The organism is Nocardia ignorata NBRC 108230, from assembly GCF_001612905.1.
Taxonomy (GTDB): Bacteria; Actinomycetota; Actinomycetes; order Mycobacteriales; family Mycobacteriaceae; genus Nocardia; species Nocardia ignorata.
Genome location: NZ_BDBI01000005.1, coordinates 62,760 through 76,917 on the forward strand (window position 1 = coordinate 62,760; position 14,158 = coordinate 76,917).

Below are 14,158 nucleotides of genomic sequence, written 5' to 3' on the forward strand. Positions count from 1 at the left end.
GCGAGATCGCTCAGGCAACGTCGGCTCGGCCCGCGCGTGATCACCGCCATGGCATCGACGCCTTCGAGCAGGCGTTGACCGTGGTCACGTCAGGGGTTGCGTGTCAGGAGGATTGCGCGGTCTCGGCGAACAGTTCGAGCAGGGTGCTCCATCCGCCGCCGCGTTCGACGGTCGTGTCCTGGATAGCTTTGCCGTCGACGAGGCGGTCGAGGTGGCGGTGTTCGAGGGTGACAGCGGTTTGCTCGGGTCCTACAGCGGTGAAGCGGACTTCGATCTCACTGGCATGGGACGGGTCGGGGTCGAATTCCCAGTGGCCGTTGATCTGCCAGGTCACCACGAGCCGGTGCGGTGATTCCCAGACCCGTATTGGCCCCAGCCGCATTCGGTGCCCTCGACGCCGCGTTCGTACCAGCGTCCGCCCTCGCCGGGCTCCAGGATCGCATCGGCCATCGCGGTTTTGCCGATGTGGTATGCCGCGGGCCACCAGCTGCCGAATGACTCGGTGAAGAACGCGAACGCCCGCTCCGGGCTCATCGCGACGGTGGCTTTGCCTTCCAGGACACGCCGTTGTCCAGTGGTCATGGTCGATTCTCTTGTTCGAGATCGGTGGCGGCCGCGTCGGCGGCCTTCTGAAAAGCGGTCAAAGCCTGGTCCCAGATGTTCTGGAAGTAGGCCTGGATCGCGGCGAGGCCGTCGGGATTGATGCGGTATATGCGTTTGGTGCCGTCGGGGGTCGCCACGACCAGACCGCCCTCTTTCAGGACACGCAGGTGCTGCGACACCGCTTGACGGGAGCCATCTGTCGCCTGCGGTGAGCGTCTCGAGCAGGCCGGTTCGTCACGACCCGGGCTGCGGGTACCGGGGAGTTCGGTGTTCGTGGCGCAACTCACGGCGCCTGTCATCGCAGGCGGTTCCGGGAACGTTCTGGAGAACATACTCCCCAGAAACGCCCCTGAACTGCGCAATGATGCGCCCCCGGCAGGAATCGAACCTGCGACCTAGGGATTAGAAGGCCCTTGCTCTATCCAACTGAGCTACGGAGGCAGACGCATTCACCTTTGTCGATGTCGGCGTCGGTGTCCAGCGCGAAAAGTATAGCGACCGACCGGGTGGTGGGCGGGGTCGGGAGCGACGCCCCATGGGCACGTGGGGGAGCAGGTCGAACTACCCTCGTTGACATGTCGTTATCGCAAGACCGCTCCGCAGGAACCGTCGGCGACGGCGCTGGACCGGCGGAGACGGATCGGGCGGCCGCGACGGGCAGCAGTTCCTCGGCGGGTGGGCGGGCGTTCGGCGCGCTCGGCGCGATCGCCGGGGCGATGGCCGCGGCGGTCGCGGCGATCGTCGTCGCGTTGTCGGCGGCGCAGGCGCTGAGTCTGCTGGGAATCCCCGACCCCGGCGCGCTCACCACGTACGGGTTGCCCGCGTTGCGGGCCCTCGCCGACCTGTCCGCCGCCGTGACGGTCGGCTCCCTGCTGTTCGCGGCGTTCCTGCTGCCGCCGAAAGACAGCGGTTTGCTCGAGGCGGGCGGGTACCGGGCGGTGCGACGGGCCTCGGACGCGGCGATCGTCTGGGCGGTGTGCGCGGCGTTGCTCGTGCCGCTGACGGTGTCGGATACGACGGGCCAGCCGGTGGGTTCGATCTGGCGGCCCGAGGTGCTGTGGCCGGTGATCGCCCAGGTCGAGGTGGCGGGTGCGTGGCGAACGACGACCGTGCTCGCCCTCGTCCTCGCGATCGGGTGCCGGCTGGCCTTGCGCTGGAGCTGGACGCCGATCCTGCTCGCGCTCGCGATCGGCACCATGATGCCGTTGGCTTTGACCGGGCACTCGTCCTCGGGCGGTTCGCACGACGTGGCCACCAACTCGCTCATCCTGCACATGATCTCGGCCGCGGTGTGGGTCGGTGGGCTGGTCGCGGTGCTCGCCCACGCGATGCGCGGCGGTGCCGATACCGATGTCGCCGCCCGGCGTTTCTCGCTGGCCGCGACCGTCGCGATCGTCGTCATCGCGCTCAGCGGTGTGATCAACGCTTGGGTTCGGGTGCCTGCCGTCGATCTGTTCACCACCACATACGGCAGGCTCGTGCTCGCCAAAACGGCGGCACTCGTGCTGCTCGCGGGCCTCGGCTTCCTGCAGCGACGGGCCGCACTGCCCGCGCTGGCCGCGGACGCGCGCGACCGCGCGGCACTGATCCGGTTCGCCGGCGTGGAGATGCTGATCTTCGCCGCCACGATCGGCCTCGCCGTCGGACTCGGGCGCACCCCACCTCCGCCACCGACGTCCATCCCCACGCCGACGGAAGTGGAACTGGGCTACACCGTCGACGGCCCGCCGACCGTCGGCAGGCTGCTGTTCGACTGGCGGTTCGACCTGATCTTCGGCACCCTCGCCATCGTGCTCGCCGCCCTGTACCTGCTCGGCGTGCACCGGCTGCGCGCCCGCGGCGACGCCTGGCCGCTCGGCCGGACCATCGCCTGGGTCAGCGGTTGCCTCGTGCTGCTGCTCGCCACCTCCTCGGGGGTCGGCCGGTACGCGCCTGCCATGTTCAGCGTGCACATGGGCGCGCACATGGCGCTGTCGATGCTCGCGCCGATCCTGCTCGCCCTCGGCGGTGCGGTGACTCTCGCCCTGCGCGCGCTGACACCCGCCGGTCGCGGCGGGATTCCCGGTCCGCGCGAATGGATCCTCGCGGCCGTGCACAACCCGGTTTCGCGGTTCCTCACTCAGCCGGTGGTCGCCTCGGTGATCTTCGTGGCCGGGTTCTACGCGCTCTACCTCGGTGGGATCTTCGACGCCACCGTCGATTCGCACGCGGCGCATCTGATGATGAACGCGCACTTCCTCATCAGCGGTTATCTGTTCTACTGGGTGGTGATCGGCATCGATCCCAAACCGCGTGAGGTGGCGCCGTTGACCAAGCTGGCCATGGTGTTCGGCACCCTGCCGTTCCACGCCTTCTTCGGTATCGCTCTGATGAGCATGACGACCGTCCTCGGTGGCTGGTTCTACCGCACCCTCGATCTGGGCTGGAATATCGACCTGCTCGCCGATCAGCGCAACGGTGGCAGCTTCGCCTGGGCGAGCGGCGAGGTGCCGCTGGTCGTGGTGATGCTCGCGCTGCTGATCCAGTGGTCACGCAGCGATCAGCGGCTCGCCAAGCGCACCGACCGCGCGGCCGACCGCGACAACGACGCCGAGCTCAACGCCTACAACGCGATGTACGCCGAACTCGCGCGTCGCGACCGCGAGGTGCGTCCGTGACCGAATGCGGTATACCGGCGAGCCAGACGAGCCGACCGGTCGGGACCCCGCGTGTGCTGCGGACCGATGTGCGGACGGCTCGGCGCCGATTATCGGGGCGGGTGCGTAAGACACCGGTGTTCCACACCAGCGTCGACGGGCCCGACGGACCGGTTCCGGTGTCGTTGAAGATGGAGTTCCTGCAGCACGGCGGCACCTTCAAGGTGCGCGGCGCGTTCAACGCGCTGCTGGCCGAGGAGTCGGCCGGGCATGTTGTCGTCGCCTCGGGTGGCAACGCCGGGATCGCGTTCGCGCTGGCAGCGGCGCAGCTCGGCAAGGAATGCACGGTCGTCGTGCCCGAATCCGCACCGCACACGAAGGTCGCGGCCAGGTGGGCGCACGGTGCCGAGGTGCTCTGGCACGGTGCGACCTTCGCCGAGGCCGAGCGCCACGCGGTGACCCTGGCGACCGAACGCGGCGCCGGACACCTGCGCGCCGACGACATCCCCGCGGTGGTGGCGGGTGCGGGCATCATCGGTCTGGAGTTGGAGGAGCAGGTGCGTGGGCGGCCGCCGGTGCTGGCGGCCGTGGGATGTGGCGGGCTGATCGCCGGGCTCGGGGCCGCGCTCGGCAGGCGACGTCAGATCGTCGGGGTGGAATCCGAGCACACGCCCGCGCTGTCGGCCGCGCTCGCGGCGGGCAGGCCGGTCGACGTCGCCGCGCCGTCCCCGGGCGACGAACCGATGTGCGCGACCCGGGTCGGCGATATCGCCTACGACATCGCCAGCAGACAGCAGATGCGGGCCTTGGGCGTGGCCGACGACGCGGTGACCCGTGCGCGCGAATACCTGTGGCGCGAGTTCCGGGTGGTCGTCGAGCTCGAGGGCGCGTCCGCGCTGGCTGCGGTGCAGAGCGGGGCCTACAAACCGGAGCCGGGCGTGCGGCCGATCGTGGTGCTGTGCGGGGCGAACACCGAACTTCCCGTGCTCTGACACGGCGGATATCCACAACCCGAGAAGTTGTCCCCAGATGTCGGCGGTGCCGGATCGGCGGTGCTCGCCTGCGCCATTCTTGGATGGTCAGAGCAACAACACCGAAGGTCTGAGCGGGGGCGGTTTCGATGTACGAGGCGAATGCGACGGTGATCGGCACGGTGGTCAACCATCCCGTGCGGCGGGATCTGGCCAATGGGGAGCAGGTGGTGTCGTTCCGGATGGCGAGCACGGCACGCCGGTTCGATCCGAGCGCGGGTGAATGGGTCGATGCGGGCACGCTCTATCTCACCGTCAGCTGCTGGCGCCGATTGGTGGCCGGAGTCGATCGATCACTGCGCCGGGGCGACCCGGTGATCGCCTACGGTCAGCTGCGCTCGCACGAATACCGGGGCAAGGACGGCGGCGAACGTCGTGATCTGGAGATGCGCGCCGTCGCGGTGGGACCCGACCTCGGCCGTTGCAGCGCCACGATCCAGCGACGATCGGAGGCGGCGCGGTTCACCCCGCACGTGGTACGGAATATTCCGGGCGATCAGGGCGCTGTAGTGTCGGCTGCCGCACCGCCGGGGGCGGAGGGTGAGTATGCGCCCGACGACCGTACTGCCGTAGCCTCTACGTCCGCGGCGGATTCCCTCCCGGCGCGATCGCCGGACGAGATGCCGATCGAAGGCATTCCCGCGCAGGTCGACGCCTGAGGGCAGGTCCGCGGCACCGGCCCCCGCTCCGCATCGCACCCCCGTTACCCGCACCGATAGGCTTCCATATATGGCTGAGTTCATTTATTCGATGATCAAAGTTCGCAAGGCGCACGGCGACAAGGTCATTCTCGACGACGTTTCGTTGAACTTCCTGCCCGGCGCCAAGATCGGCGTGGTCGGCCCGAACGGCGCGGGTAAGTCCAGCGTGCTGAAGATCATGGCGGGGGTGGACCGGCCGAACAACGGTGAAGCGTTCCTCGCGCCCGGCGCTTCGGTCGGCATCCTCATGCAGGAACCCGACCTCAACGAGGAGAAGACGGTCCGCGGCAACGTGGAGGAGGGCCTCGGCGAGGTCAAGGTGAAGCTGGATCGCTTCAACGAGATCGCCGAGCTGATGGCCACCGAGTACTCCGACGAGCTCATGGACGAGATGGGCAAGCTGCAGGAGTTCCTCGACCACGCCGACGCGTGGGATGTCGACTCCCAGCTCGAGCAGGCCATGGACGCGCTGCGCTGCCCGCCGCCGGACGAGCCGGTCACCAACCTCTCCGGTGGTGAGCGTCGCCGCGTCGCGCTGTGCAAGCTGCTGCTGAGCAAGCCCGATCTGCTGCTGCTCGACGAACCGACCAACCACCTGGACGCCGAGAGCGTGCTGTGGCTCGAACAGCACCTCGCCTCCTACCCGGGCGCCGTGCTCGCCGTCACCCACGACCGGTACTTCCTCGACAACGTCGCGCAGTGGATCCTCGAACTCGACCGCGGTCGGGCCATCGGCTACGAGGGCAACTACTCCACCTACCTGGAGAAGAAGGCCCAGCGTCTCGAGGTGCAGGGCAAGAAGGACCAGAAGCTGCAGAAGCGCCTCAAGGAGGAGCTGGCCTGGGTTCGTTCCGGCGCCAAGGCCCGTCAGGCCAAGAACAAGGCCCGTCTCGGTCGCTACGAAGAGATGGCGGCCGAGGCCGAGCGGCACCGCAAGTTGGACTTCGAGGAGATCCAGATCCCCGCGGGTCCGCGCCTGGGCGACATCGTGGTCAACGTGTCGCACCTGGACAAGGGCTTCGGCGATCGTCAGCTGATCAAGGATCTGTCGTTCACGTTGCCGCGCAACGGCATCGTCGGTGTGATCGGCCCCAACGGTGTCGGTAAGACCACGCTGTTCAAGACCATCGTCGGCCTCGAGGAGCCCGACAGCGGCGAGGTGAAGGTCGGCGAGACGGTCAAGCTCAGCTACGTCGACCAGAACCGTGCGGGCATCGACCCCAACAAGAACGTCTGGCAGGTCGTCTCCGACGGGCTCGACTTCATCGAGGTCGGTAACCAGGAGATGCCCTCGCGTGCCTACGTCAGCGCGTTCGGTTTCAAGGGCCCGGACCAGCAGAAGCCGGCCGGGGTGCTCTCCGGTGGTGAGCGCAACCGCCTGAACCTGGCGCTCACCCTCAAGCAGGGTGGCAACCTGATCCTGCTCGACGAGCCGACCAACGACCTCGACGTCGAGACCCTGAGCTCGCTCGAGAACGCGCTCGAGCAGTTCCCGGGCTGCGCCGTCGTGATCTCCCACGACCGGTGGTTCCTCGACCGCACCTGCACCCACATCCTGGCGTGGGAAGGCGACAACGACAACGAAGCCAAGTGGTTCTGGTTCGAGGGCAACTTCGAGGCCTACGAGGCGAACAAGGTGGAGCGTATGGGGGCGGAAGCCGCTCGCCCGCACCGGGTTACGCACCGTAAGCTCACTCGCGACTGATATCCGCGCGGACCGCATCGACGGCCCGGCCTGACGATCGATTTGTCGATCGAACGGCCGGGCCGTCGGCGTTTCACAAGTTACCGGCGGGGAAGCCGGATTTCCGACGGCACGGCTCGCGCGGCGGCGTTAGTCTCGGAATCGCGTCACCGGACTTTACGGAATCGAAGCCAACCGAAACATGGGAGCAGGCGAAAGATGACGGTCTCGTCGGAAATGTCGAGTGCGGGCTGGGCGGCGGAAATGCCACCGAGTTTGCGCGACGATCTCGCGACACTCGAGGAGGCGTATTTCCGACACGTCGACGCGGGGGACGTGGATTTTCCGATCACCGGGATCACCCAGATCTTCCGCCACCACATGGAACTCGCCGCCCGCCGTCAACCGGGGAAGGCCCTGGTCGAGGTGCACCATCCCGACGACGGGTCGGGCATGGGAGCCGCCGTGCAGGTGGTGACCGACGACATGCCGCTGCTGGTCGAGTCGATCACGGCGGCGCTGGGCCGCATGCAGGTGAGCGTGAGCGAACTGATCCACCCGATCTTCGAGGTCACTCGCGACGCCGACGGCACACTCGTCGGCGCGGCACCGCACGAGGTGGACGGCAACGGCGCCGAGGGGCTGGCCGAGTCGTGGATGCATCTGCAGTTGCACCCGTCGACCGAGCAGGCCCAGCTCGACGAGATCGAACGCACCCTGCCCGAGGTGCTCGCCGACGTGCGTCAGGTGATCGACGACACCGAGGCGATGGTCGCGGCGCAGAGTTCGCTCGCCGATCATCTCGACCGGACCGCCGCGGCGGGCACCGCGCCCTTCCCGTCGATCGATCTCGCCGACTGCGCCCAGCTCCTGCGCTGGCTGGCGGCCGGCAACTTCACCCTGCTCGGCTACACGCGCTACCAGCGCGCCACCGAGAACGGCCACACCGTCTCCACGCGGGTTCCGGGCACCAGCCTCGGTGTGCTCCGCCCCGATATCGGCACCGACTTCCAGGTGCCGATCAATGGTGGTGACCGCCCGCTGCTGATGCTCACGCAGGGCTTGGTCCGCGCGACCGTGCACCGCTCGGTGTACCCGTACTTCATCGGGGTCGCCGATGTCGACGACGCGGGTGCGGTGGTCGGTGTGCATCTGTTCATCGGTGTGTTCACCGTGAGCGCCGTGCACGAGAACGTCCTCGACATTCCCGTCATCAATCGCCGCGTGCGCACGGCCATCGAGGCCGCGGGCTTCGACAAGGACTCGTTCTCCGGGCAAGCGATGCTCGAGGTGATCGAGTCGTTCCCGCGCACCGAGCTGTTCTCCGCCGACACCGCCACCATGCGCCGTACCGCTGTCGCGGTCCTCGGCGTCGGTTTGCGCAGGCAGGTGCGGCTGTTCCTGCGCTGCGACACCTACGGCCGGTTCGTGGCCTGCATGGTGTACCTGCCGCGCGACCGCTACACCACCGCGGTGCGGCTGGAAATGCAGTCCATCCTGGTGCGCGAACTCGGCGGCGTCGACATCGACTACTCGGCCCGGGTGAGCGAAAGCGAGCTCGCCAGTGTGTATTTCACCGTGATGCTGCCGGCGGAGGCCGCCGGTCAGGACGGCCCCGACACCTCCGAGGAGAACCGGCGCCGCCTCCAGTCGCTGCTGAACGCGGCAAGCCACTCCTGGGACGACCGGATCGGTGACGAGGTCGCGTCGTCGACCGTGCTCGACCCCGCCGTGGTCTCGCGCTATTCGAAGGCGCTGCCGGAGAGCTACAAGGAAGACTTCGCACCCGCCCGCGCCCTGGCCGACATCGCGCGCCTCGAGCAGCTGTCCGAAGGTGGCATCGACCAGCACCTGTACCGCCGGCCCGAGGCCGCGCCCGGTTCGTGGCGGTTCAGTCTCTACATCGCCGGGCGTGGTGTGTCGTTGAGCCAGGTGCTTCCGGTGCTGCAGAGTCTCGGCGTGGAGGTCGTCGACGAGCGGCCCTACCAGCTCGAACTCGACGGCGGAACCGAGCGCTGGATCTACGATTTCGGCTTGCAGGCCCGTCCCGAACTGCTGCGCAACGCCCTCGACGGCGATCTCGACGCGGAGCTGCTCGAACACCCCGGCCAGGCCGACGGCCTGCGCGCCCGCTTCACCGAGGCGTTCGAGGCGGTCTGGTACGACCGTGCCGAAGCCGATGGTCTCAACGAACTCGTGCTGCGGGCAGGCCTGCCCTGGCGCTCGGTCGCCATCCTGCGCGCCTACGCGAAGTACCTGCAGCAGGCCGGTTTTCCCTACAGCCAGGTCAATATCGCCCGCGTCCTGCTCGCGCATCCGGAGGTGGCGCGCGACTTCGTCGCCCTGTTCGCCGCGCGATTCGATCCCGACACCGTCTCGGCCGAGCACGCCGCCGAACTGGAAACGCGCGTGCGCGCAGGCATCGACGAGGTGGTCAGTATGGATGCCGACCGCATCCTGCGCGCCATTCTCGGTCTCATCAAGGCGACCTTGCGCACCAACAACTACGTCGTCGATGCCGACGGCGCACCGCGCGGCTACCTGTCGCTGAAGGTGGAGCCGCGAGAAATCGCCGAACTGCCCAAGCCGCGGCCGCAGTTCGAGATCTTCGTGTACTCGCCCCGGGTCGAGGGTGTGCACCTGCGCTTCGGTTCGGTGGCGCGTGGCGGTCTGCGCTGGTCGGACCGGCTCGAGGACTTCCGCACCGAGATCCTGGGCCTGGTGAAGGCTCAGGCGGTCAAGAACGCGGTGATCGTCCCGGTCGGTGCCAAGGGCGGGTTCGTGGTGAAGCGGCCGCCCGCCGCCACCGGCGACCCGGCCGCCGACCGTCAGGCGAGTATCGCCGAGGGCATCGACTGCTACCGCACCTTCATCTCCGGCCTGCTCGACGTCACCGACAATGTCGACCTGGCCACGGGTGCGGTGCTGCCGCCCGAGCGGGTGGTCCGCCGCGACGGCGACGACACCTACCTCGTGGTGGCAGCCGACAAGGGCACGGCGAGCTTCTCCGACATCGCCAACGATGTCGCCGAGCGCTACGGCTTCTGGCTCGGCGACGCCTTCGCCTCCGGCGGGTCGGCAGGCTACGACCACAAGGCCATGGGCATCACCGCCAAGGGCGCGTGGGAGTCGGTGAAACGCCACTTCCGGGAGATGGGCATCGACACCCAGAGCCAGGACTTCACCGTGGTCGGCGTCGGTGACATGAGCGGCGACGTGTTCGGCAACGGCATGCTGCTCTCGCGGCACATCCGGCTGGTCGCGGCCTTCGACCACCGCCACATCTTCCTCGACCCGAACCCCGACGCGGCCACGTCCTACGCCGAGCGGGAGCGGCTGTTCGCGCTGCCGCGTTCGTCGTGGGCCGACTACGACCGCAGCCTCATCAGCGCGGGTGGCGGCGTGTTCGAACGGACCGTGAAGTCGGTGCCGATCTCGCCGCAGGCCAGGGCGGCGCTCGGCCTGCCCGACGCGGTGCAGGCGCTGTCGCCGCCGGAACTGGTGCGCGCCATCCTGCTCGCGCCCGTGCAGTTGCTGTGGAACGGCGGTATCGGCACGTATGTGAAGGCCAGCACCGAGACCAATGCCGAGGTGGGCGACAAGTCCAACGACGCGGTCCGGGTGAACGGAGACCAGCTGCGCGTCAAGGTGATCGGCGAGGGCGGTAACCTCGGCGCCACCGCGCTCGGGCGCATCGAGTTCTGCCGCGCGGGCGGCAAGATGAACACCGATGCCCTGGACAACTCGGCGGGCGTCGACTGCTCCGACCACGAGGTCAATATCAAGGTGCTGCTCGACGGTGTGGTGAGCGCGGGTGCGCTCGCACCGCAGGACCGCAACCCGCTGCTCGCCTCGATGACCGACGAGGTCGCGCGAATGGTGTTGCAGGACAACGTGGATCAGAACTTCCTGATCGGTATCGCTCGCACCGACGCGCCGCAGATGGCCAGCGTGCACGCGCGGGTGATCTCCGATCTCGAACAGCGGCGTGGTCTGGATCGTGAGCTCGAGGCGCTGCCGTCGGAAACCGAGTTGCAGCAGCGGGAGGCGGAGGGCGTCGGTCTCACCTCGCCGGAGCTGGCGAACCTGCTCGCCCACGTGAAGCTCGGTCTCAAGGCCGACCTGCTCGACACGGACCTGCCCGACAGCGCCGCGTTCGCGGGCAGGCTGCCGCTGTATTTCCCCACCCCACTGCGCGAACGGTTCGGTGCCGAGATCAAGAAGCACCGGCTGCGCCGCGAGATCGTCACCACGATGCTCGTCAACGAGGTGGTCGACTACGGCGGCATCACCTACGCCCACCGGCTCAACGAAGAGGTCGGCGCGACCACCTCGGACACGGTTCGCGCGTTCGCCGCGGCCACCGCGATCTTCCAGCTGCACGATGTGTGGTCGCGCATCCGCAGCGCCGACGCCCCGGCCTCGGTCTGCGACCTGCTCGAACTGGAATCCAAGCGCACCCTGGACCGGGCCTCGCGCTGGCTGCTGAGCAACCGACCGCAGCCCGTCGCCGTCGGCGCGGAGATCAACCGCTACCACCGGCGGGTGCAGGAGCTGGCGCCGCAGGTGCCCGGCTGGTTGCGCGGTCACCACGTCACCTCGCTCACCCAGGGCGCGGCCGAACTCATCGCCCGTGGCGCACCGACCGAACTGGCCACCGAAGTATTCGGACTGCTCGGTCTCTTCCCGCTGCTCGATGTGGTCGACATCGCCGACATCACCGACCGCGACGGCGCTGAAGTGGGTGCGCTGTACTACGCGCTCAACGAGCACCTCAAGATCGATTGGCTGCTCGAGGCGGTGAGCCACCTCGAACGCGGCGACCGCTGGCACGCACTGGCCAGGCTTGCGCTGCGCGACGACATGTACGGTTCGCTGCGCTCGCTGACCCTCGATGTGCTGTCGGCGGGCGACCCGGAGGAGACGCCCGACGAGAAAATTGCATACTGGGAGTCGAAGAACCAGTCCCGGCTGGGTCGTGCGCGCGCTGCCCTGTCGGAACTGTTCGAGTCCGGGACCCACGACCTCGCCACACTGTCGGTCGCCGCGCGACAGGTGCGGAGCATGGTGAGCGGGGTGGGCGCCCAATCGGAGGTACCACGGTGACGAGTTCGCCGAACGGCAGCACCGCCGCGCCCGAAGCGCAGCTGGTTCTGCCGCAGCGTTTCCACGCGAAGGTCGAGATCCGCTGGTCGGATATGGACGTGTTCCAGCACGTCAACCATGCCCGCATGGTGACGTTGCTGGAGGAGGCCAGAATCCCCTGGCTGTTCGACGACGACAAACCGACCGCGTCGATGGGCAGGCAGGGTTGTGTGCTCGTCGATCTGCACGTGAAGTACCGGGGACAACTGCGCCACGAGGACACCCCGCTCGACATCGCCATGTGGATCAAGCAGTTGCGCGCCGTCGATTTCACCGTCGGCTACGAGGTGCGGGCCAGTGGCGCCGCACCGGATTCGCCGCCCGCGGTCACCGCGACCACCCAGCTCGCGGCGTTCGACATCGACACCCAGCGGTTGCGCAGGCTCACCGACACCGAACGCGACTACCTGGCGTTGTGGCGGGCCTGATTTCGTGAGTTCCGAACAGCGCGTGCTGCATACGCCCGACCCGGCCGAACGCGAGAACCTGGCCACCTTCCTGTCGCGGGCATTGCGCTTGGACCAGGCGGCGGTGGTGCGGTTGCGCCGCCGCGGCTCGAGTCTCGTCTCCGCCTGGGTGGCAACGGGTTTCGAGACGCTGGCGGTGCGCACGATCACGGCCGAACTCGGTGTCGACGATGTCACCGTCGGCGCCGACATGGTGCTGGCCGGGCTCGGCACCGGGCATCCGATCGACCTCGGCTATTCGATGGACTCGGCTTGGCGCGGTGCGCTCCCGCCGACCGACGGCTTCGCCCACATCGACGATGTGCCTGCCCGCGCGCTCGTCGAATTGGCCGAGCGCGGAGCGGATCTGGCGCGTGAGCACGGTGGCGCCCACGGGCCGCCTGCGTCCCTGCTCGACCAGTCGGTGCTCACGGTGACCGGCGCGGGTGATCTCGCGGTCGAGGTCCCGATGCGCGTCGTCTTTGCCCTCACCGCCATGGACTTCATCCCGCACGCGGGGGAGAAGGCCGAATCCCGGCGCATCCAGCCGACCGAACTGGTTCGCGTCCGCACCACCCGCACCTGGCTACGCCTCGACGCCCGCTACGGTTCCGTTGCCCGCCGATTGGGTGGTGGAATCCCGCTGTCGCCCAGTTGAACTCACGGCAGGGGGCTTCATGCCGACTGGTCGTATGCCATCGGCGGCGCTATGCCGACCTGCCGAGCGCGACAAGCGGGGTCAGTGCACGCCGACGAGTCGAAGCAGTGCGGTCGTGGCGGCGGCGGCGATCACGGTGACGAGCAAGGGCGCCCGCCGCCAGGCAAGCACACCGCCGACCGCGACGCCGGCGGGCAAGGCGACCCCGAGTTCCCCGGTGCCCGTCGGCAACGTCGCGGTCGCCACCAGCGCGGCCAGCAGAATCAACGCCCCGGTGTCGAGCAGCGCAATAGTACGCGCGGACAACCGGATTCGATCCCGCAACGCCGGCCCCGCCCACCGCAGCGCATAGGTGCCGACCGCCAGCGCCATCATCGCGGGCACCAGGTAGGGCGCGTTCACGACGCACCCCCGCGCGAGAATGCCGCAGGTGGGCAGCAATCCGAGTCGGCGGCGACCCACCCGCCCGGCCGCACGCCGGCACCCGCCGCGTCGACTTCCGCGTGGCCGACTCCGCCGACACTCTCCGGCTGTGCCGCTGCGGAATCCGTCGGCTTCGCAGGCCGGGACGCCAGCACCAACCCGATCAGCGCGATCAATACCGGCAACCCGGCAGGCACGAATGGCGCAATCGCGACTGCCAGCCCGGCCCCGGCCAGTACCGGGCGCAGCGTCGCGCGATCACGCAGTGCGGGTAGCAGCAGCGTCAGCAGGATGACCGGGAACACCGCGTCCAGGCCGAGTGCGGAGGTGTCGGGGACGAGGGAACCGAGGGCGGCGCCGAGGGTCGCACCGAGCGGCCAGCACAGGGCGACTCCGATCCCACAGGCCCAATACGCCGCACGCTTGCGTTCCCGGGCACCGGGCGCGGTCGCGAAGGCCACCGACTCGTCGTTGAGGACGTGGATCCCGAACAGCCGACGCCAGCCGTGCCCGAACACATCGGGGGCGGCCAGCCCGTACGGCAGGTGCCTCGCGTTGAGCAGCAACCCGGCGACCACGGCGGCGAGCGGGCTCCCACCGGCCGCGACGATCCCGAAGAACAGCAGTTCCGAGCCGCCGGCCAGCACCGTCACCGCGGCGACGATCGGCATCCACACCGGGAATCCGGCAGCGATGGTCGAGGCGCCGTAGGAGACGCCGAAGAGGCCGACGGCCAGGCAGGCCGCGGCCACGGCGGCGGCGGTCCGCCGATCGAGTGTTCGCCAGATCGAACGCATGTTTTTCATAGTGAACGCTGCGGGTCGGTAAAGT

The 14,158-nt window shown here is 68.6% G+C and carries 12 protein-coding genes and 1 tRNA gene; 7 read left to right on the top strand and 6 right to left on the bottom strand.

The window, feature by feature from the left end:
- Positions 1 to 103: 103 nt before the first annotated feature.
- From NI2_RS34700 to NI2_RS04030, 4 genes are all read right to left on the bottom strand, one after another.
- Positions 104 to 334, bottom strand: a complete 231-nt coding sequence (locus NI2_RS34700) for an SRPBCC domain-containing protein (protein ID WP_371851934.1) — start codon at positions 332 to 334, stop codon at positions 104 to 106.
- Entirely contained in the window at positions 331 to 582 is a 252-nt protein-coding gene (locus NI2_RS34705; protein ID WP_208115348.1) for an SRPBCC family protein, read from the bottom strand. Before NI2_RS34705 ends, NI2_RS34700 begins: the two co-directional genes overlap by 4 nt.
- Positions 579 to 782: an ArsR/SmtB family transcription factor gene (locus NI2_RS04025; protein WP_174552183.1), complete on the bottom strand. Its 204-nt coding sequence runs from the start codon at positions 780 to 782 to the stop codon at positions 579 to 581. Before NI2_RS04025 ends, NI2_RS34705 begins: the two co-directional genes overlap by 4 nt.
- A gap of 188 nt (positions 783 to 970) precedes the next feature.
- Positions 971 to 1,044: transfer RNA gene (locus NI2_RS04030), tRNA-Arg, on the bottom strand.
- A 134-nt stretch (positions 1,045 to 1,178) separates the two neighbouring features.
- On the opposite strand from NI2_RS04030, the gene NI2_RS04035 reads away from it, so the two are divergent.
- From NI2_RS04035 to NI2_RS04065, 7 genes are all read left to right on the top strand, one after another.
- A complete protein-coding gene (locus NI2_RS04035; RefSeq protein WP_067486136.1) occupies positions 1,179 to 3,260 on the top strand; it encodes a bifunctional copper resistance protein CopD/cytochrome c oxidase assembly protein in 2,082 nt (693 codons plus the stop codon).
- 68 nt (positions 3,261 to 3,328) lie between these two features.
- On the top strand, positions 3,329 to 4,231 hold the full coding sequence (locus NI2_RS04040; protein WP_255283999.1) for a serine/threonine dehydratase: 903 nt from the start codon (positions 3,329 to 3,331) through the stop codon (positions 4,229 to 4,231).
- Between the two features lie 128 nt (positions 4,232 to 4,359).
- The gene (locus tag NI2_RS32735) at positions 4,360 to 4,929 is read left to right on the top strand and encodes a single-stranded DNA-binding protein (protein WP_084475887.1); all 570 of its coding nucleotides are present in this window, start codon (positions 4,360 to 4,362) and stop codon (positions 4,927 to 4,929) included.
- A 70-nt stretch (positions 4,930 to 4,999) separates the two neighbouring features.
- Entirely contained in the window at positions 5,000 to 6,676 is a 1,677-nt protein-coding gene (gene ettA, locus NI2_RS04050; RefSeq protein ID WP_067486138.1) for an energy-dependent translational throttle protein EttA, read from the top strand.
- A 198-nt stretch (positions 6,677 to 6,874) separates the two neighbouring features.
- Positions 6,875 to 11,761: an NAD-glutamate dehydrogenase gene (locus NI2_RS04055; protein WP_067486140.1), complete on the top strand. Its 4,887-nt coding sequence runs from the start codon at positions 6,875 to 6,877 to the stop codon at positions 11,759 to 11,761.
- A gap of 41 nt (positions 11,762 to 11,802) precedes the next feature.
- Positions 11,803 to 12,228 (top strand): thioesterase family protein, encoded by a 426-nt coding sequence (locus NI2_RS04060; protein ID WP_067486948.1) that lies wholly within the window; start codon positions 11,803 to 11,805, stop codon positions 12,226 to 12,228.
- Between the two features lie 4 nt (positions 12,229 to 12,232).
- Positions 12,233 to 12,904: a DUF8185 domain-containing protein gene (locus NI2_RS04065; RefSeq protein WP_067486142.1), complete on the top strand. Its 672-nt coding sequence runs from the start codon at positions 12,233 to 12,235 to the stop codon at positions 12,902 to 12,904.
- Positions 12,905 to 12,985: 81 nt separating this feature from the next.
- Here the strand turns inward: NI2_RS04065 and NI2_RS04070 are convergent, their stop codons facing one another.
- Together NI2_RS04070 and NI2_RS04075 are read right to left on the bottom strand one after the other, a co-directional pair.
- Positions 12,986 to 13,306, bottom strand: a complete 321-nt coding sequence (locus NI2_RS04070; RefSeq protein ID WP_067486144.1) for an AzlD domain-containing protein — start codon at positions 13,304 to 13,306, stop codon at positions 12,986 to 12,988.
- Positions 13,303 to 14,124, bottom strand: coding sequence for an AzlC family ABC transporter permease (locus NI2_RS04075; RefSeq protein WP_084475965.1), 822 nt, complete (start codon positions 14,122 to 14,124; stop codon positions 13,303 to 13,305). Before NI2_RS04075 ends, NI2_RS04070 begins: the two co-directional genes overlap by 4 nt.
- Positions 14,125 to 14,158 lie beyond the last annotated feature (34 nt).